Source organism: Nitritalea halalkaliphila LW7 (assembly GCF_000265075.1).
In the GTDB taxonomy this organism is placed as follows: Bacteria; Bacteroidota; Bacteroidia; order Cytophagales; family Cyclobacteriaceae; genus Nitritalea; species Nitritalea halalkaliphila.
The window spans coordinates 1-19280 of record NZ_AJYA01000025.1 but is presented as its reverse complement, the minus strand read 5'-3'; the positions used below and the strand labels follow the sequence as shown (position 1 = coordinate 19280).

The following is a 19280-nucleotide window of genomic DNA, read 5'->3' as shown; positions in this document are numbered from 1 at the left end:
CCCTCGTRTGCCTTGGCAGTCTCAGGTACGACTAGGAGGCTCTTCATCGGAGCGGCTGATGCAGCAGGCTGAGCTGGCCATGAAGGCAGGCCGCTACGAGCGTGCAAATGATTTTTTCCGCGAAATTATCGATAACAAGATGAGCATTCCACCCGAAATGCCCTATCTTTTTGCCAAAACCCTTTTCGAACTCGGTCAGTACCGGAATGCGGAAAGCTTTCTAGCGAAATATAAAGAGGTGAGTGGCCGTAAAGGCGTTCATTATGAGGAAGCTCTCGCACTGGAGCAAGCGCTCCTCGCTCCCCTAAAAGCCATACAAGAATGTCAGTTATGCGACTCCGAAGGCTATCGCCACGCGATTTGTGAACGCTGCGATGGTGCCCAAGAAGTGGAGCAAGACTGCGGCTGGTGTAAGGGTCGAGGCATCGTCGGCTGTACGGACTGTATGGCGACAGGCATTATCGTCCGAAAAAATGTCTTTAACATCGTCGAATACCACGAGTGTGGACGCTGTGATGCTTCTGGAAGAGTCACCTGCCCCACCTGCGAAGGAGATAAACAGGTCTTGGGCACTTGCCGCGTATGTACAGGGAAAGGCCTCACGCCCACGGAAGCGCTCTGCAATCATCAAGACAGTCAAAACCCACGCCATGTGTCACTGGCTTTTATGCGCTTAAAAAAGCAAGTGGAGCAGCTCCATCAGCAGCAATAAGGGCATCGCCAATCGTTCTATTCGGCATTTTACTTGTGCAGCCACGTGTTCCCCCCGGTAGAATGCTGCGGCTTGAAGCTAGCTAAATGACCGCTTCGCCTTTGGGGTTTTCTTTGGCCCAGGGCCAAAACCTAAAAAGCCCTCAAGTAGCGCACTACTGGAAGGCTTTCTATGATAATTCACATTCGGTAAAGGCTCCTTTAAGAGCAGTAATCAGCTAAAGCCTGCTGCGCTCCATCGAAATTGAGCCTGGCTGCCTGTCTAAAATCATCACAGGCGCCCTTCCGGTTTTCGGTGGCTACCTTCAGCATGCCTCTATTGTAGTAGGCCTGCGCGAAATCCTTATCCATTTTAATGGCTGTGCTGTATTCCTTAAGCGCCTGATCTGTATTTCCAAGCATGTGCAGCGCACGTCCTTTCATAAAATACACCATAACAGGAGCGCCAGATACCTCCGAAGCGTACTCGGCATAAAGCAGGGCATTGCTGTAGTTTTTTTGCTTGTGGTACAAGTTGGACAGCGCCAGCATCACCTGCACATTTTTATTATCGGCGTCTAGGGCGGCCTTGAAATCAGATTCTGCCTTCGCGATATCACCCAGTTCCTCGTACGCACGTCCCCTGTTGTAAAGGGATTTTACATGTTTGGGTTTCGTTTTCAGGTAATCGGTGTAGGCCTCTATGGCCTTATCAAACTGCCCAGCGGCGAACAAGCTGTCCGCATCTGAGCTTTTGCTTTCTCCACAACTGCTGACTAGCAGCAGAAGCAGAAAAAAGATACTCAAGTATTTCATTTTATGAGAAATTAAGGATTTGGTTTTGACCCTGGGTTAAACCGCTACATTATTTTCTCTAAGCGCATCATTTAATGACGTTTTCAGATCTGTAGAGGCCTTTCTTTGACCGATGATCAAAGCTGCAGCACTTGGTATTCACCGGCAGGAAACTTTTTCGTGATGGAACCTGGGATCACCACCGAGCGGGGAGGTACATATCCTTGATACGTTTTCGGTTCTGCTCCGGTTACATCGATAATCTTCGAACTGGCCGTAAGCGTAACACCTGCACCGATAACCGCTTCCTTTCCGATATGCACACCCTCCACGATAATAGCGCGTGAGCCGATAAAAGCACCATCTTCCACGATAACAGGGGCAGCTTGTACGGGTTCTAAAACCCCACCGATGCCCACACCACCGCTTAGATGCACGTTCTTGCCGATCTGTGCACAAGAGCCTACAGTAGCCCAAGTGTCAACCATCGTGCCACTGTCTACATAGGCACCGATATTTACATAAGAGGGCATCATGACCACTCCGGAGGCCAAATATGCACCATAACGCGCCACAGCATGTGGTACCACGCGTACACCTTGTTTCGCATAATTTGTCTTCAGGGCCATCTTATCGTGAAACTCAAAAGGGCCTACTTCTATGGTATGCATTTTCTGAATCGGAAAATACAAGATGACGGCCTTCTTCACCCAGTCATTTACCTGCCATGTACCATCTGCTAAAGGTGCGGCGCAGCGCAATTTGCCCGCATCCAAGTCACTGATGACCGATTTAATGGCGATCTCCACATCTTTTTCTTGTAGAAGGCTTCTATCCTCCCAAGCTTTTTCAATAATTGCTTGTAATTCCATCGTAGGGTATAGCGTTACTGTTTGATTAAGATAGCCAGATAATAGCTTCTGGCCTTATTTTTTACTGCTGTTCGTATAATTCAAGCCGTGAAACAAATAAATGTTAGGTAAACTTCATAGTATTTTAGCTAAATAATACACAATTATTTGATGAACCGAGCCCCGCTTCGATAAAGCCCACGGGCTACCGCCCAAAAGCCACCGCAGCACTTATCCACAGCATTTAGAACTCCACCCACCGCGCTTATTTCACCTAACTGTGGATAAAGTTAACCTCGATGTGGATAAGAAGCCTCCAACGTAACAACAAGAGCGCGATGAATCGGAATGCGCCTGTAGGAAAAGCGCCAACTTCTTATGGACTACTTCTACTTTTTTTGCCTACATGACGGTGGCTGTTGCGAATTCACCCGAACACCCACGTACACACAGATGTCTCAAGACTCCTTTCCTGCACTCGTGCAATTCACTGCGATTCGTTCTTTGTCAAGGAAATCAACAAGAGGCAGGTGCTTTATTTTTGTTGATTTCACAAACAAAATCAGAACAGGCTCCACACAGTAGAACAGTTGGCTCCTTTTAGACGCGCTACGCTGAATAAAACACGAATCATTTTTAGAGCTGAAAATCAAAGCTTTATCGAACACCTTCTTCTAGTGGGCTTTTCACAGGAAAGAAGGAATTATCTTAAAAATGACCTGCGCCAGCAGCCAAAAACAGAAAACCGCTAAGCAGTAGGTATTGATTTTGGTAAACTAGTTGGAAAAAACCCGGACATAAAACGTGCGGCATACCCTGCAAACATACAAGGCATACAAGATAGTAGTTATGTTGGTTGATACTATTTTTGCAAGGCGTCAGCGCCTAAAGCCACTTCTTCTCTATCGACAAAAAAACAACATGATACTATTTTTGCACACCACCTTGAGTTACTAACTTTTGCTACTGACAGCGGTAATACTTTTTTTGCAAGTTAGCAGAATCAGCCTTTCTGGAGTTTATCCACTTGTACACAAGCTTTTCCACAGGTCGGGCGGGTAGCGAATCTGGATAGGGGAGTTGTTCACAAAACGAGGGCAAGAATGCAGCACAGGAAACCTACTTCATAGGCTGAGGAAACGCTACTACTGCACAAACCCCTCCTCCTCCATTCCCAGTAGCACTGCCAAAAACCCAAGATACTTAGGCTATAAACCATTTATTACAAGCCATTTACAGAATACACATGTCAGACAATACTTGTTTTTAAGTCGTAGCTAAATTTATATTTAGTAATATCTAACTACTAAAATCCGATACCCACAGTCTTATCCACAGCCGTTTTAGAAAATACGTAATTAATTTTTAGCCTTGACTAATCGTTTGTACCTTTGTTTCCATTAGAAAAAAGCTTACCCTAAATGGAGTTAACAGCAGCAGAAGAAAATTACTTAAAGGTCATCTATAAATTAAGCGATGGCGGCAAGACCTCCATCAGCACGAATGATCTGGCGGCGGCCATGAGCATGAAACCGGCCTCCGCCTCTGACATGATCAAGCGTTTAGCAGAAAAAAAACTCTTGGATTACCGCAAGTATTACGGCGCTGAGTTGAGCGAATTAGGCAAAAAGCAGGCGATCGAAGTGATCCGTAGAAATAAATTATGGATGGTCTTCTTAGCCGACCGCCTTAAATTTTCTTGGGATGAAATCGATCAAGTTGCCGACGAACTGGAGCACACCCGCTCCGGTCTTTTGTTGAGCCGCCTCGAGGAGTTTTTAGGCTACCCCAAAGTAGATCCACACGGAGAACCCATCCCTGATGTAAGTGGAGCCATTCAGACGCGTCCACGTATTCCGCTGCTGGCATTGCCCATCGGGCAAAGTGCCCAAATCGTCTCTGTAAAAGACAGCAGCCCTGCCTTTCTCAAGTACCTCGATAAAATCGGGGCCTACATCGGTGCGCAAGTCAAGTTACTCGATAAGGTAGAATTTGATGGCAGCATCGAACTACTCGTGGACCAAAAGCGAACTGTCTTCATGTCTTCCTCGATAGCGGCTAACCTGCTGGTCATGCCCTAGGTAGCCTCCCTCCTCCCCTGTCAAAGAGGAACCCCAGGCGCTGCGGCTGCGTTATGCTCTTCGGATGAGCTAAAGAAAATAGCTTATCTTTGAGCCCTTTCCGATACTCACTGAAACAGTAGTAAAACTTATTCTAATAAAATCGATTTTCATGCGCTTTCTGTATCTACTCGCTCTCCTGAGCTTCCTTCAACTCACCACCATCCGCCAGACCCAAGCCCAAGAGCAAATTCGCTGGATGCAATTTGAAGAGGCCGTGCAAGCATCCGCAGCGGTGCCTAAACTGGTGCTGGTAGATGTCTATACGGACTGGTGTGGCTGGTGTAAAAAAATGGACAAGGAAACCTTTACCGACAAAGATGTGATCGCCTTTATCAATGCGCACTTTTATCCCGTGAAATTAAATGCAGAAAGCACCGACCGCTCCTTCGAGTTTCGAGGGAAATCCTACACCGAGGCGAGCATCGCTAAAGCCATGCGTGTACGGAGCTATCCTAACTTTATTTTGATGGACGCCCGTATGGAAAATATCACCCAGCTTCCTGGCTACCGCAAGCCGAAGGATTTCTTAGAAAGCCTAGAGCGACTCATGGAAAACTTTATGCAAGGAGAAGACTAATGCAAGTACAAGATACCATTATCGCCCTCGCTACCCCACAAGGTGTGGGCGCTATCGCTGTTATTCGCCTTTCCGGCCCTGATGCGATTCGCATGTGTAATGGCGTTTTCCGAGGTAAAGACCTGGAAAAGCAAGACTCCCATACCATTCACTTTGGGACCTTACGCGATGGTGAGCGCATCATCGATGAGGTGCTCGTCTCCCTGTTTATCGCACCCCGCTCCTTCACGAAGGAGAATGTGGTGGAAATTTCTACCCACGGCTCTTCCTACATCATCCAACAGGTCCTCAAGCTCTTTTTACGGCAGGGGGCCGTCTGGCTAAGCCGGGAGAGTTTACACAAAGGGCCTTTTTAAATGGACAGTTTGATTTAGCGCAGGCGGAAGCCGTCGCCGACCTCATCCATGCCGACTCAGAGGCAGCCCATCGAGCGGCCCTGAACCAGATGCGGGGAGGCTTCAGTCATGAAATCAAAAGCCTACGCGAGGAACTGATTCATTTTGCCTCTATGATTGAGTTGGAACTTGATTTCACAGAAGAAGATGTGGAATTCGCGAGCCGTGATGATCTTCGCGCCCTTATCGAGCGCCTACTACGCGCAGTAGAGCATCTGATTAGTAGTTTTGACCTCGGTCAGGTCATCAAAAACGGAGTCCCGACCGTTATTGCAGGCAAGCCCAATGCAGGAAAAAGTACCCTATTAAATGCCCTGCTAAATGAAGAAAAGGCCATCGTCTCGGACATCGCAGGTACCACCCGTGACTTTATCGAAGATGAACTAAACATCGGCGGCGTCATTTTCCGCTTTATTGACACCGCGGGGCTTCGAGAGACTACCGACACGATAGAGGCCATTGGCGTGAGCCGCACCCAAGAAAAAATGAAAAGCGCCTCCCTGATCATCTATCTCTTTGATCTGGGCGATACCGACATGGTCGAAATCAACCGCGATGTGAATAAGTTGGAAAACCTGGGCGTACCCTTCGTGAAGGTAGCGAATAAATTGGATAAGGCCGACCCAGAATTTCTGACGCGTTTGCGAGCCGCTCATCCGGATGTCCTGTGCATTGCGGCAGGCCGCAAAGAAAACCTAGAGCAACTTCGGGAGCGCCTGCTGGAGCTAGTCAATGTGGACACCTTTAAAACTGGAAACACAGTGGTAACGAATATTCGGCATTACGATTCTTTGATCAACACCAGAACTTCACTTTTGGATGTGTTGGGAGGACTGGATCAAGAAGTGACCAATGATTTTTTGGCCATGGACATCCGCCGTTCGCTGCATTACCTAGGTGAAATTACCGGTGAGATAACCACAGACGACCTCCTAGCGAATATCTTTAGCAAGTTTTGTATCGGAAAATAAACCAAAAAATAACGCCCATAAAAAACACATAATTACTTGTCTATTTGTTAGTTGAATTTATAATATTAAAGTAAAAGTTTACGTAAATCTTCTCTTAATTTAATCTCTTTTCGTGCAGGCTTGTACCTTACGTGTGCCTGAAGTGCGGGATACAAACTTCACCGCGCAGAGGTCTGCACGGAAGTCTTCCCGTTAAAGGACGCCGGAAACTATCTCTGGCACTCCTTTTGATAAAAGGGAAATGTTTCACTACTTTTGTATCATGAAACGGGTCTATCAGGAAAATAAGAAAGCTCCCTCCGAAAAATGGAGTGTGGTGATTGTCCTTTGGGCGATCTTCCTGATGCTGCTTTCCTGTGCTGACCATGAAGAAGCGCGCCCTAAAAGCATTTCTTCCGACAACACCGCTTGGGAAGCGCTGGACTTCGATGAAGTAGATTTTCCCACCACGACCCTACGAAAAACAACAAGCTTTTCGCTGCTGAGCCCAGAGCGTGTGCTCTCGGATTTCGTCGTCGGAATAGCTAGACCCCAAGCGTACCTGCGTGCACTCGATCAGCCATTAACAGCCGCTACCGCCCCCCAAATGGGCTGGACATATTTTTCTTTTTTCCAACGTATTTTCCTTAACAGCTTCCAAACGCAGGCCCCTTAGTCATTTTTGACCTTTTGGCAGGGCCACCCTCTGTCTATAGAAAGATGCTCTTTCGGAGTATCTGCGCATGTTCGTTTCCGAATCATGCTAGCTTTTCCAGTTACTTACATTTTATTTCTTAGGAATCATGGATCATACGATCGCATGCAGCCAAGTGCGTGGCCCTCTATCGTTAACGGCCTCGCGAACACTTCTGGCTGCACTATCCCTTATGCTTATATTTGGCTGCTCTGACGGCCGCTCCGCCGTAGAAGAAACAGCCATCCCAGTAGAACTGTATCGCCTCGATACCGCTACTGTCCTGCTACCCGAGTACCATGTAGCCAGCATACAGGCGAAACAATTTATAGAGGTACGCTCTCGAATTAATGGTTTTATCGCTTCCATCGCGGTGGATGAGGGCACCACGGTGCAGGTAGGACAACTTCTATTTACCATTAGTTCACGGGAACTTTCCGAAGAGCTCAACAGTGCACGGGCACGACTGGCACAGGTGCAAGCCGACGCTGCAGCTGCAGAAATCGAAATGAAACGCCTCGCACCGCTGGTGGAACAAAAAATCATCGCCCCTTCGGCATACACCCTTGCGAAAGCACGCCACGATGCGGCGCTTTCTTCTATTCAGGAAGCGGAAGCCTTAGTCAATCATGCCGAAGCTTCCCTTAGCTACACGCAGGTGCGGGCCCCATTCGCAGGACTAGTGGACCGCATCCCGCTTAAACGAGGAGCTATGGTCAGCCAAGGTGACCTTTTGACCCACCTAACCGACATCGAAGAGGTATTTGCCTACTATAAACTTAATGAAAAAGCCTACCTTGACTTTATGCAGTCTGGTGGAGGAATGGAAGGAAAAACATCGGGAGAGCAACTGATTTCACTGCGGCTAGCAGATGGCAGCATGTATCCACATAGTGGCACCGTAGAAATTATGGAAGCTGATTTCGACCCCTTGACTGGCTCTATCGCCATACGCGCGCGCTTTCCTAACCCCGACGGTTTGCTTAAACATGGCAGCAGTGGCACCATCGTCACGGAAAAATCCATACCCGATGTCTTCCTCATCCCACAGGAAGCGACCTTCGACATCCAAGACTTTAGCTATGTATACCTGCTTCAGCCCGACAGTCGCGTCACTGCTCGAAGCTTCCGACCGCTGGCGCGACTGGAAAACCACTATGTCGTAAGCGGATTTAAGCCAGGAGACAAAATCGTCTATGCAGGCCTGCAATTCCTCAAAGATGGGATGCGCGTGCAAGAGAAAACGAAAGTATCCCACACAGACTAATTAGGAGCACAGATGTTTACTTTCTTTATCAAACGCCCCGTCATGGCGACTGTCATCGCCCTGCTGCTGGTGCTTATCGGTCTGTTCTCTCTCGTTCAGCTGCCGATTACGCAGTACCCGGATATCATTCCTCCTTCTGTCGTCGTCACTGCGAAGTACACAGGGGCTAATGCACAAGTACTCGAAAAAGCTGTAGCCACGCCTCTAGAGCGCGCCATCAACGGCGTGCCAGGAATGGCTTATATGTCTTCCGTACAAACCAATGATGGGGTATGTCTCATCAATGTGGTCTTTCAAGTAGGCACAGATCCGGATATCGCCGCCGTTAACGTACAAAACCGCATAACCACCGTACTCGATGAACTTCCCGAGGAGGTTATCAAGGCCGGTGTGCAAGCGGAAAAAGAAGTCAATGCCATGTTGATGTATCTCAACCTGTACACCTCAGATACGGCTCAGGATGAAAAGTTTGTCTACAACTATGCAGACATCAACATACTCACCGCCTTAAAGCGCATCGAGGGCGTAGGCTTTGCGGAAATCATGGGCATGCGCGACTATGCAATGCGCGTCTGGCTAGACCCTGAAAGAATGGCCGCGTACCAGTTGAGCCCGAAAGAAGTCGTAGAAGCTATCCGCTCCCAAAACGTAGAAGCTGCTCCCGGTAAAACGGGTATCAGCTCCGATCAGTCTCCTAATATGCTGCAGTACGTGCTCAAGTATACAGGGAAATTCGCAGAAGAGGAAGAATACGCACAAATCCGCCTAAAAGCACTCCCCGACGGCAGCATGCTACGCTTGGGGGATGTAGCCACGATCACCTTTGGCTCCCTGGACTATAACATGGTCTCGATGACGGACGGCAAACCCTCTGCCTCCATCATGATTAAGCAGCGTCCTGGTTCGAACGCCCGTCAGGTAATTCAAAATATCAAAGCCGAAATGGAAAAAATCGAAGCCGAAAGTTTCCCTCCCGGCATGCGTTACTCCATCGGCTATGATGTGTCCCGCTTCCTAGATGCCTCCATGAAGGAAGTCATCAAGACACTCGTAGAAGCCTTTCTCCTGGTTTCCATCGTGGTCTTTCTCTTTCTTCAAGACTGGAGATCTACCTTGATCCCTGCTCTAGCTGTGCCCGTGTCCTTGATCGGTACCTTCTTCTTTATGCAGCTCTTCGGATTTTCCCTAAACCTGCTCACCCTATTTGCGCTCGTCCTCGCGATCGGCATCGTGGTAGATGATGCCATCGTCGTGGTGGAGGCTGTCCATGTGCACCTGCAAAAGGGAAATTGCTCCCCGCGCCAAGCGACCGAACGTGCTATGGAAGAAATCGGCGGCGCCATCGTCGGCATCACCTTAGTCATGACAGCTGTTTTCGTCCCTATCAGCTTTTTAGACGGCCCCGCAGGGATCTTCTACCGGCAGTTTGCCCTCACGCTGGCCATCGCCATCGCCCTTTCTGGAGTCATGGCCCTTACCTTAGCGCCAGCGCTTTGCAGCCTGCTGCTCCATCCCCACGTGGAAGAAGTACATCCTAGAAATAAGTCGCTCCTAGCCCGATTTTTCTCCAAATTTAACACCCTTTTCGACCGGCTCACACTCGGCTACGGCCGGCTCCTACTGCGTGTGGCGCCACGAAAAGTACTTATCCTCGGAAGTCTCCTGCTCTTTAGCTTAAGTACAGGGGGAATTCTGCGCTTGCTCCCCACAGGATTTATTCCTACCGAGGATCAGGGGATGGTATATGTGCAAGTAAATACGCCTCCGGGCGCCACTGTAGAGCGTACTGCCCGTATCATGGATGAAATTCAAGCGAGCCTGCTGCCCTTGGAAGAAATCGAATCGGTGTCCACCCTAGCCGGATACAGTCTTGTCACCGAAACTGCCGGCGCCTCCTATGGGATGGGGATGATCAACTTAAAACCTTGGAAGGATCGAGAACAGGCTGTGCCAGAGCTCATCGCACGCTATGCCGACCGGGTCGCTCACCTAAAAGGAGCTGATATCCGCTTCTATGCACCACCGCCAGTACCCGGCTTCGGAAATGCCGACGGCTTCGAGTTGCGCCTCCAAAACAAGGCAGCCGCCAGCCTAGAAGAAACTGCCGAAGTGCTGGATACCTTTATGGAGGCACTAAATGCCCGACCCGAAATCGCCAACTTAAGCACCACCTTTGATCCCAATTTCCCGCAGTATCTGCTGCATGTGGATCATGACCAGGCCGCACGCCTCGGCATCCATGTGGAAGAGGCGCTAGATGGCCTTCAGCTGCTTATCGGTAGTTTTTACACGAGTAATTTCATCCGGTACGGAATGATGTACAAGGTTATGCTGCAGGCAGCACCAGAATTTCGGGCCGAGCCGGAATCTCTACTGCGCTTTCATGCAAAAAGTAAGGAGGGCGAACTGGTGCCTTACCATAACTTTATCCGCATGGAAAGGGTCTATGGACCGGAACAGCTTACCCGCTACAACCTCTTCCCTGCCGTCATGCTAAACGGACAGGCTAGTCCAGGATTCAGCAGTGGCGATGCCATAGCAGCTGTAGAGCAAGTGGCCAAGCAGACCCTCCCCCGCGGATTTAGCATCGACTGGGCGGGCATCACACGCGAAGAAATCAAAGCCGGAAACCAGACGCTTCTGGTTTTTGGGATTTCGCTGCTCTTCGTATATCTCGTGCTGGCTGCGCAGTATGAATCCTACATCCTGCCGCTAACGGTTATCCTGTCCCTTCCGACCGGCGTTTTCGGTTCCTACAGTGCACTGCTACTTATGGGACTGGAAAACAATATCTACGCTCAGATCGCCAGCATCATGCTCATCGGCCTTCTGGGAAAAAACGCTATTCTGATCGTAGAAATCGCCGAGCAGCGAGCAGCAGAAGGCTTTTCGACCCTGGCTGCTGCGGTGGCTGGCGCCAAAGCTCGGCTTCGCCCCATCCTGATGACCTCGCTGGCCTTTGTGGCAGGCTTGATTCCGCTGGTTTTAGCAAGTGGTGCCGGTGAAATTGGAAATAAAACCATCGGATCCGCTGCAGCGGGTGGGATGCTTATAGGAACCTGCTTCGGACTGCTTCTCATCCCCGGCCTTTATGTCTTCTTAAAACAGTTTCAACCGACTAAAACCGCTTCCCATGCAGCTTCTTCGCACTAGCCATCTCCTGTTCATGGCACTCCTACTGCTGGGATTGGCCGCTTGTAAAACACAGGAGCTGGCCCCCCTACAGCCTAACCTTAACCGGCTGGGCCTCGAACAGCCACTGATAGAAACACCTGGACTTGAAGGCAAATCCCTCCAGCCAAGCGATTTCTTTGCCGACACCTTACTCCTTCGTTTAATAGAGGTGGCCCTGGGCCAAAATCAACAATTGGCCATGGCGGCACTGGAAAGGGACATGCTGGGCCTGCAGTTCCGACAGCAAAAACGCAATAACCGGCCACAGGTCAGTGCACAAGCAGGCGCAGGTCTCACGCGTTTCGGTCGATTTACCATGGATGGAGTAGGAAATAAGGACACCAACTTAAGTGATGCCCTTCCGCCTGCCTTCCGCATTCCCGACCCGGTATATCGCGACTTCCAGCTCCTGCCCACCTTTTCTTGGGAAATAGACCTCTGGGGGAAATACCGCAACCTGCGCAAGCGCGCAGAAGCAGATTTCCTCCGCCAAAGTTATACGCAACAGTTTTTACGTAACCAACTCAGCAGTTCGGTGGCCACCCTGTACTATAGTGTCGCTGCCCAAAACGAAAAAGTTAGCTTACTGCGCCAGACCATTCGCAATCAAGAAGAAGCCCTGCAGTATGTGCGTCAACTAAAAGATGCTGGACAGCATAATGAACTGGCCGTAAAGCAGTTTGAAGCGATCGTTTTTAATGTAAAAACGCGCCTAATCGAGGAGGAAAGAGTCCGACAAGAGCTCTTACTTGCACTAAATCAAGTCCTAGGAAGCAGCCGGGTAGCCTACGCACCAGCAGCATTTCAGGGGGACTTTTCTTTGGAAAGCCTTCCTCTCAGCTACTCCCAAAGCCTGCAAGCACTCTATCAGCGTCCCGACGTGTTGGCCGCTGAGCAGGGGCTACAGCTCGAGCAGCATCAGCTGGCCGTCCTGCGCGCTGCCTTTTATCCCACGCTGCAGCTGCGCGGATTTCTAGGCCTCCAATCCTTCGATCCTACACGCCTCTTTCAGCTTCCCGCGGGCCTAGCCGCACAAGCCTTCGGCATGCTGCATCTTCCTATCTTCCAACAGGGTCAGCTGAAAGCCCAATTGGAGATCGGTAAGCTAAAACGCCAGCAGGCCCTTCTGCATTATGAAGACCGCTTGCTCCACGCACATACCGAATTATTGCAAACATGGAATAGCTTCTTTGCCTACCAGGAGGCCTTACAGGCCAAGGGCCAAGAGGTAGAAGTATTGCGACAGGCCACCCGCTATTCTCGTGAGCTTTTTGCCGTTGGCTACGCCAGCTATGTAGAAGTGATTCTGGCGAACCTTTCCGCTTTAGAAGCTGAAATAGAAGCCATAGAACTGAAAAAAATCCGCAATCATCAATACGTTAGCTTATTTCGAGCTACAGGTACTTAAACATCTATTTATATGCATGTTATCTCACAACTTCGCCAGGCGATTCGCATTTTCAGCCAATACGGAATTCCCTTACATGGCGACAAAAAGTATCTCAACCTATACCGTGACCACCGGATGGATGACGTCTATGTAAATGGCCTTATTTATGAACTGGAGCTGAAGCTCCAAAAAGAACTGCCTGAAGAGCAGGTGGCCCACTTAGACTCCCCCATTAAAATCGTTAGGCAGCTGCTCTCTGCTTAAATTAAACAGCGATCAACAGACCAATATACTGAAGACTAGAGTTTTCCCCTGCGCCTATCCACGTGGATAGGGTGCGGGGGATCCTATAGGCATGCCTATTCGAGTCCTCCAAACAAAACAGCAGGAATAACCAAACAGGCATTATACGTACCATGAAACAGCATGGCCCATAGCATGCCGTGCTGCAGACGAATGAAACTTAATACCAGGCCCACTAAAAACTGGGCAAGTACTAAAAAGGGGATAAGGTAAAAGTATTGGCCCCAGTCGACTCCTCCGAAGTTACCGATATGTACCAGTGCAAAAAGCCCCGAAGAAATCCAGATGACCCCTTTTAGACTCGGTGGATTACCCGCCTTCATGCGGTAAAAGATATAGCCAGGTGTCCCCAAAAAAGCAGCAAGATCCAGATGCCACTCTCCATGAATAGAAAGGAGAGCGCAAAAGCCACAAGCAAGCTGCTGGTCCGCATGTCTTGGTATAGGCGAAAAGTGGGTTCCTCTAGAAGTGGAGCACCTACGACAGCTAAAACCACAAACAGTCCGGGTGACTCTCGGAGTAACTCCTCTAAGGCGAAGGTGATCTCCTCCAGATCGAAGAGCTCTAAGATAGCCGCATAGGGAATGACCACTAAAAAGACGAGCAGTAGCAAGGTAAAAAAAAGCGCGCAAGGTAGGCGGACGCATCCCCTCTGGCCGATAAGGAGCCTGTAAAAACTGATAAAGTTCAAGAAATCGCTGCTTCATGGAAAATAGAAGAATGTGTTAGTTTTTTTCAAAAGAAAGCAAACGAAAGCGAAAAAGAAAGCAAACGAACATTTTTTCTATAAAATAGAAAGGAAAAGAAAGCAAACGAAAGCGAAAAAGAAAGCAAACGAACAATCACCTGCTTATACCGTTGAAATTCCTCCTACATCCAAAAGCGGCAACGGTGAATAATTAGTATATTTGGGCGTATCAGATTTTTACCAGTGTTCAAGTCCCATTCGCGCACAGCATTTCGCGCCCTCTTCCTCCTACTTCCTCTCTTCTTGGGTATCTTGAAGTTGACTTTGACCAAGGGTCAAAACATTCCATACGAACGGGTCGGCACACGAGGCGGTTTAGGTAGCGACATTATCCGCAAGGTCTTTCTTGACAGTAGAGGTATCCTCTGGATAGGATCGGAATTTGGGGTGTCGCGCTACACGTATGGCAATACGATCAACTATCAGCCAAAGCCGGTCAACAAGCCTTTACCAACTGCTGGGCCATCGTCGAAGCGCCAGATGGGGCGATGTGGATGGGTAGCTATGGCAATGGTCTCATGCGTATTCAGGACGAAGAGCAGCAGTTTTTTCGTACAGCAGAGGGGCTAGTGGATGATTTCGTGACCGAATTGGCCATTTGGGAGGATAAGCTGCTCATCGGAACCCAAAATGGCGTCTCCATTCTTCCGCTTCAGCAGGAGAATCCGCGCGCCGTAGCGGTAAATGGGAGCGTCATCCATCGCGATGGTGCGAATGTCAGTGGCTTCCTCATTCAAGACGGCCAGGCCTATTTCAGTACCTACTCACGGGGAGTATTTCGCATAGATAAAAGCCCTGAAGGGTATACTGCGGTTCCTTTGCATAACATGCATCGCATCTATAGTCTGTTTTCGCATCAGGGGCATATCTATGTGGCTACGGAAGAGGAACTGTTGGTTTACGATGCCGCCAACTTTATCGAAGCAGATGCTCAGCCTAAGGCACGCCTGGCAGCTCCTATTCTTTGGCAGTTTTTCGCCGATCAGTCGGGAGAATTGTATGCTGCCAGCTGGGGCATCCACCAAAATAACGGCGGCCTCATGCGCATCACACCGGACGCAGTGGAGCGCGTGGAGAGGTACGACTGGCCCAGCCGAAATTTCAAAACAGGCCAGTACGATCCGCGTCATGGGCGATTTATCCTGGGCTCCCTCACGGATGGCCTGTACATCGTGCCTGAAAAGAGCTTCCTCCGTACCTTTCCCCTGCAGGCGGGAGGCAGACGCGTGAAGGGCTTGGCCCTATTAAACGACAGCTTGTACACCTTACAGGATCAGGGGCTTCAGTGGTCAGAGGGCTTTCTGGACGCTCGGCAGTTTAAGGCTTTTCAGCGCAGTGCCTACAGTGAAGCGCTGCAGCAAGAAATCATGCGCACCCCTTCCCTATTTGCTTTGGACGCCAATACCCCCGCTGAGGAGGTGGTCTTTTACCGCATCGAAGCGACAGCGGAGCACCTGCTCATCGCCACCAATATTGGCCTTTTTCAGCTTGGGCCTGATGGAAAATTCGCGTCCTACCTCCCCCTGCACACCTATCATTTTGCCGCCTTGCCTGCTGGCGGGATTCTAGAGGCCAACCCCTATGGTGGCATCCGGTACCTGCCTGACTTCCGCCTCTCGACTTCCCGCTATTATCCAGAAGAGGAGCCAGAGACACCCACTTTTATTACCGACATTAGCCAGCGTGGAGGGACCACCTACCTGGCCTCCATCTTTTCGGGGGTCTTTCGTTATACGCTGGACGAAGGACCTACTCCTCTTCGAAGTAAGTTGCCAGAGGTGGCCTTACGGCTCAAACGAATCCGTGCCCTTCCGAATGGGCAGCTTTTACTGGGTACGGAATCTGGAGAGGTATTTTGGGTAGCGGAAACAGGAACTGACAGCCTTCAACTCCTGCAGCATTTTCCCGCTACGCAGCTGCAGGGAAACGGCATCCAATACCTGGACGCATACGAAGACTTACTACTAATCGGAACCGAGAAAGGTCTCCACGTAATCGAGGGGGAGCGGCAGCGCTTTATTAGCGGTACTTCCGACAAAACCGAAAGCTTTTATCCCTATTTCCGGTCCGAGCATCGGGTGTATATGGGAGGAGATGCCTCATTTTTTGAACTTGATTTAAAAAACTTTAAAGAACAGAAAAATAGCCCTTTACGCATCTCCATTACAGCTTTTACACACGAGCAAGAAGACCTTTTCCCAGAGGCTTACAGTTGGTTTGCGTTAGCGGATCAGGAGTACGCTTTGGCCTCCGGCCAAAACAACCTGAGTATTTCCTTTACAGCGATCGATCACCCCCATCCGCAGTACCTGCGCTACAGCTATCGCCTAGATGGAGCGGAGGCCTGGAAACCGCTGGGAGAGCGGCAGACGATTAATTTGTCTAACCTACAGAGTGGGCAGTATAATCTGGAGCTGCTGACCATCGATCTGCTATCGGGGACAGAGGAGACTCTAACCGTCTTGCGCTTTTCTATCGCCAGCCCTTTTTATCAGCGTTGGTGGTTCATTTTAGGACTCGTGCTGACCTTCTCGGGCATCACCGCTTTCATCTACCAAAAAAGGGCGGAAATTCTTAAAAACAGGACCAAGTTAGAGCGGGAGGTTTTGATTCACCGCCTCGATGCCCTTAAAAACCAGATGAACCCACATTTTACCTTTAATGTGCTGAATACCCTGCTCTATTTTATCATAGGAGGGAAAAAACAAGAGGCAGCGGATATGTTGGGTAATTTCGCTGCCTGCTGCGAACCACCTTAGAGCAGTCCGCCCAAGAGGAGGTTTCACTGAAGGAGATGATGGAGCTGCTGGAACGCTATGCTTCTGTGGAAAATCAGCGGTATCAGGGTGCTGTTCATGTGCAGATCCACCATGCACCGGGCTTAGACCCGACGGCTATCAAGGTTCCGCCCCTACTCATTCAGCCTTTCGTAGAAAATACCTTTAAGCATGCTTTTGGCGGAGATTACACAAAAGATGCCGAGGTGGAAGTCTATTTTCAAGAGCAAGGAAATCGACATCTTTTAGTAACCATAAAAGACAACGGAAGAGGCTTTCGTCCAGGGGAAACAAAAAACACCTCGATGGGCATGCGGATCGTGGCGCAGCGCTTGTCTCTTTTCCCGGAATTTGAACCGCATCACTTGCAGGTGGACAGCATACCCGGGAAGGGTACCACGATTTCTGTACTTATTCCCCGCTTGGACCAGATTGCACTTGTGCAGAAATAAGCTGCACTTATCGGTAAAAAGGCTACGTCTGTAAATGCAATTGTCCTTATTGAAAGAAAACATGTTTCTTTGTAAGGATTTAGTTAAAAGTGAACCAAGCTAACGCGGACATAGTAAAAGAGACGGCATCCTTTCATCATTTGTATGAGAAAGCGATCCAAAAGCACTGGGAAAAGGCCTGGGCGGAAGGAAAGCTCGTGCCCTTGTTTCGAGATGCCTGGACAGGTAAGCGCTTACTTCCCGATGATGCCTTCTGCTTTATGCATATCTTTTCGGAGCGGGAGTTACGTGAAGCCTTTCAGCACGAGCTCCACCAAGAAACCATACTCCAGATGCTGCATGCGCATGAAAACCTCATTCCCACGACGAAAGCCATTTTCGAGTCTAAAGGCAGCATGAATCCCAAGCTTTGGCTAGCCAATGATGCACACGTCAAGCGCTTTCACATCGATACAGAACTGGCGATAGCGAGTATCCAAACCGCCGAAACGCACATCACCACGATGTACATGGAATTCCGCGGGCAGGTACAGTAAGCATTTCCGCTAATGTGTTTTCAACACGTATTTTTTAACCTTCCAGCACGGCCACCTCAGGCGCTCTCAGTTGCCAGTCGATGACAAAGCGTATCAACTCATCCAAGGTTATATTCAGGCGCCCTACGGCATCATTTATATCCTCCCGACTCACCTGCGCAGCAAATGTCTTGTCCTTTAGGCGTTTTTTTACCCCTTTCACTTCCATTCCCTCGTAACCTTCTGGCCGCATAAGGGAATATGCATGTGTTAAACCAGAGAGTTCATCGAAAGCATAGAGCATTTTATCGAGTTCACTTTGGGGTTCCACCCCAAAATACCTCGGCCCATGACTGGCGATGGCGCGCATCAAGGCCGGATCCTGCTCTCTTCTCTCCAACTCGGCGATAATTTTCGCACAGTGCTGCTCCGGAAACTGGTCCCAGTCCGCATCATGAAGTAGACCTGCCAAGTGCCAAAGGTGAATGGTGGGCTCATTATAGCCGCGCTCAGAAGCCCAGCATTTCAACAGGTGACCTACCTGCTCCATGTGAAAAAGCAAACGCTGATTCAGCACCCATTCGCGTAGAAGTTGATGTGCTTCAGCTAGCTCCATAAGCTGGCCAGTATTTCGGGCATCCCCAAAGGTATCTCTTCCCAGTCGTAAATCCATCGTACACGTATTTTGGCTTTAAGTTACTGGATATCTCGAAGAAATTCCAAATATGCCGCACCAGAAATTTCAGGAACTTCTTCCATGGCGACGTGCCCCACCTCGGGCAGCACCTGAAACTGTGCATGTGGAAGCTGCTGATGCAACCATTCGCCACGGCGCAGGGGAATCCATGCATCCTCCTCCCCCCATAGTATATACGTGGGCAGCGTGGCGAATCGTTCATAGGAAATAGCCGGGCTGCCTCCACTTCGCAGGCGTGCGAGGGTGGCGGCACGATTGCCCTCACGCAGCATCATGTCGTAGTAGCGGCTTACCAACTCGTCTGTAATGCGGTCGGGCTGCGCAAATACCTGTTGCAAATTCCATCGAAACAAAAACTTAGGCGTCGCTTTACTCAGCAGCCCGCTCCAAGTGGGGTTTTCGAGTATGCGGAAAATCAAAGGTCTGCCAGAAGCATTTCCAGAGCTAACGGAGGGCTGTCCTGAGGGGGTGGGGTTCTTTGTCGAAGCGGCCGACGCATGATCTGGCGTAGGGAATCGAGCCTGCTTTTCTTCCGCGTCAGCAGACATATCCTTTGTGCGACGCGGGCGGGGGGTGGAACTGCTAATCAAGCCTAAGCTCAGGACACGCTCTGGCGCTTGATCCGCCATGATCAGCGCCACACCGCCCCCCATGCTGTTCCCCACCAGATGTACCTTTTCGATTCGCAGCTGATCGAGCATTTCCCAAAGCAAGTCTGCATAGCAGCTAGACGTATAGCAATTTTGGGGCGAAGGCCCTGTAAGTCCATGTCCGGGCAGGTCCACACTCAGCGTCCGAAAAGAAGATCCGAGTAGCTCCTCCCACCCTGCCCAGGTGTGAAGTGAGCTGAAGACTGCGAGCCAAGGAGCAAGAGCACATGTT

17 protein-coding genes and 2 pseudogenes are annotated in these 19280 nt (G+C 49.8%); 13 read left to right on the top strand and 6 right to left on the bottom strand.

Annotation, left to right across the window (positions count from 1 at the left end; translation table 11 throughout):
* The coding region (locus tag A3SI_RS09750) for a tetratricopeptide repeat protein (protein WP_009055510.1) at positions 1–712 on the top strand (712 nt) is incomplete at its 5' end.
* Positions 713–912: 200 nt separating this feature from the next.
* Here A3SI_RS09750 and A3SI_RS09745 read toward each other — a convergent pair.
* A complete protein-coding gene (locus A3SI_RS09745; RefSeq protein ID WP_009055509.1) occupies positions 913–1506 on the bottom strand; it encodes a tetratricopeptide repeat protein in 594 nt (197 codons plus the stop codon).
* 36 nt (positions 1507–1542) lie between these two features.
* A pseudogene (locus tag A3SI_RS09740) lies at positions 1543–2357 on the bottom strand (2,3,4,5-tetrahydropyridine-2,6-dicarboxylate N-succinyltransferase).
* A 1400-nt stretch (positions 2358–3757) separates the two neighbouring features.
* Here A3SI_RS09740 and A3SI_RS09735 point away from each other — a divergent pair.
* The 8 genes and pseudogenes from A3SI_RS09735 to A3SI_RS09700 all read left to right on the top strand — a co-directional run bounded on the left by A3SI_RS09735 (position 3758) and on the right by A3SI_RS09700 (position 13170).
* Complete coding sequence (locus tag A3SI_RS09735; RefSeq protein WP_009055507.1) at positions 3758–4417, top strand: metal-dependent transcriptional regulator; 660 nt, start codon at positions 3758–3760, stop codon at positions 4415–4417.
* 151 nt (positions 4418–4568) lie between these two features.
* Positions 4569–5036 (top strand): thioredoxin family protein, encoded by a 468-nt coding sequence (locus A3SI_RS09730; RefSeq protein WP_009055506.1) that lies wholly within the window; start codon positions 4569–4571, stop codon positions 5034–5036.
* A pseudogene (mnmE, locus tag A3SI_RS09725) lies at positions 5036–6402 on the top strand (tRNA uridine-5-carboxymethylaminomethyl(34) synthesis GTPase MnmE). The gene A3SI_RS09730 and the pseudogene mnmE overlap by 1 nt, the downstream one beginning before the upstream one ends.
* Before the next feature lie 262 nt (positions 6403–6664).
* Positions 6665–7057 carry a hypothetical protein gene (locus tag A3SI_RS09720; protein WP_156810262.1) on the top strand — a complete coding sequence of 131 codons (393 nt, stop codon included), beginning with the start codon at positions 6665–6667 and terminating at the stop codon, positions 7055–7057.
* 127 nt (positions 7058–7184) lie between these two features.
* Positions 7185–8342 carry an efflux RND transporter periplasmic adaptor subunit gene (locus tag A3SI_RS09715; protein ID WP_156810261.1) on the top strand — a complete coding sequence of 386 codons (1158 nt, stop codon included), beginning with the start codon at positions 7185–7187 and terminating at the stop codon, positions 8340–8342.
* 12 nt (positions 8343–8354) lie between these two features.
* Positions 8355–11495, top strand: coding sequence for an efflux RND transporter permease subunit (locus A3SI_RS09710; protein ID WP_009055500.1), 3141 nt, complete (start codon positions 8355–8357; stop codon positions 11493–11495).
* Positions 11476–12924 (top strand): TolC family protein, encoded by a 1449-nt coding sequence (locus tag A3SI_RS09705; RefSeq protein WP_009055498.1) that lies wholly within the window; start codon positions 11476–11478, stop codon positions 12922–12924. Before A3SI_RS09710 ends, A3SI_RS09705 begins: the two co-directional genes overlap by 20 nt.
* Before the next feature lie 12 nt (positions 12925–12936).
* Positions 12937–13170, top strand: a complete 234-nt coding sequence (locus tag A3SI_RS09700) for a hypothetical protein (RefSeq protein ID WP_009055497.1) — start codon at positions 12937–12939, stop codon at positions 13168–13170.
* A 95-nt stretch (positions 13171–13265) separates the two neighbouring features.
* Here A3SI_RS09700 and A3SI_RS19350 read toward each other — a convergent pair whose 3' ends face one another.
* Together A3SI_RS19350 and A3SI_RS19345 are read right to left on the bottom strand one after the other, a co-directional pair.
* Positions 13266–13532 carry a CPBP family glutamic-type intramembrane protease gene (locus tag A3SI_RS19350; protein WP_009055496.1) on the bottom strand — a complete coding sequence of 89 codons (267 nt, stop codon included), beginning with the start codon at positions 13530–13532 and terminating at the stop codon, positions 13266–13268.
* Positions 13529–13822, bottom strand: coding sequence for a hypothetical protein (locus A3SI_RS19345; protein ID WP_162098444.1), 294 nt, complete (start codon positions 13820–13822; stop codon positions 13529–13531). The genes A3SI_RS19350 and A3SI_RS19345 overlap by 4 nt, the downstream gene beginning before the upstream one ends.
* Positions 13823–13931: 109 nt before the next feature.
* Between A3SI_RS19345 and A3SI_RS18920 the strand changes: the two genes are divergently transcribed.
* From A3SI_RS18920 to A3SI_RS09680, 4 genes are all read left to right on the top strand, one after another.
* Positions 13932–14108, top strand: a complete 177-nt coding sequence (locus A3SI_RS18920; protein ID WP_156810260.1) for a hypothetical protein — start codon at positions 13932–13934, stop codon at positions 14106–14108.
* A 343-nt stretch (positions 14109–14451) separates the two neighbouring features.
* A complete protein-coding gene (locus A3SI_RS09690) occupies positions 14452–16716 on the top strand; it encodes a histidine kinase (protein WP_009055494.1) in 2265 nt (754 codons plus the stop codon).
* A gap of 35 nt (positions 16717–16751) precedes the next feature.
* The gene (locus A3SI_RS09685; protein WP_009055493.1) at positions 16752–17186 is read left to right on the top strand and encodes an ATP-binding protein; all 435 of its coding nucleotides are present in this window, start codon (positions 16752–16754) and stop codon (positions 17184–17186) included.
* A gap of 89 nt (positions 17187–17275) precedes the next feature.
* Positions 17276–17722: a hypothetical protein gene (locus tag A3SI_RS09680; RefSeq protein ID WP_009055492.1), complete on the top strand. Its 447-nt coding sequence runs from the start codon at positions 17276–17278 to the stop codon at positions 17720–17722.
* A gap of 34 nt (positions 17723–17756) precedes the next feature.
* Here A3SI_RS09680 and A3SI_RS09675 read toward each other — a convergent pair whose 3' ends face one another.
* Positions 17757–18374, bottom strand: coding sequence for an HD domain-containing protein (locus A3SI_RS09675; protein WP_009055491.1), 618 nt, complete (start codon positions 18372–18374; stop codon positions 17757–17759).
* A 23-nt stretch (positions 18375–18397) separates the two neighbouring features.
* Positions 18398–19280: alpha/beta fold hydrolase (locus A3SI_RS09670; protein WP_009055488.1), on the bottom strand; the 883-nt coding region annotated here is incomplete at its 5' end.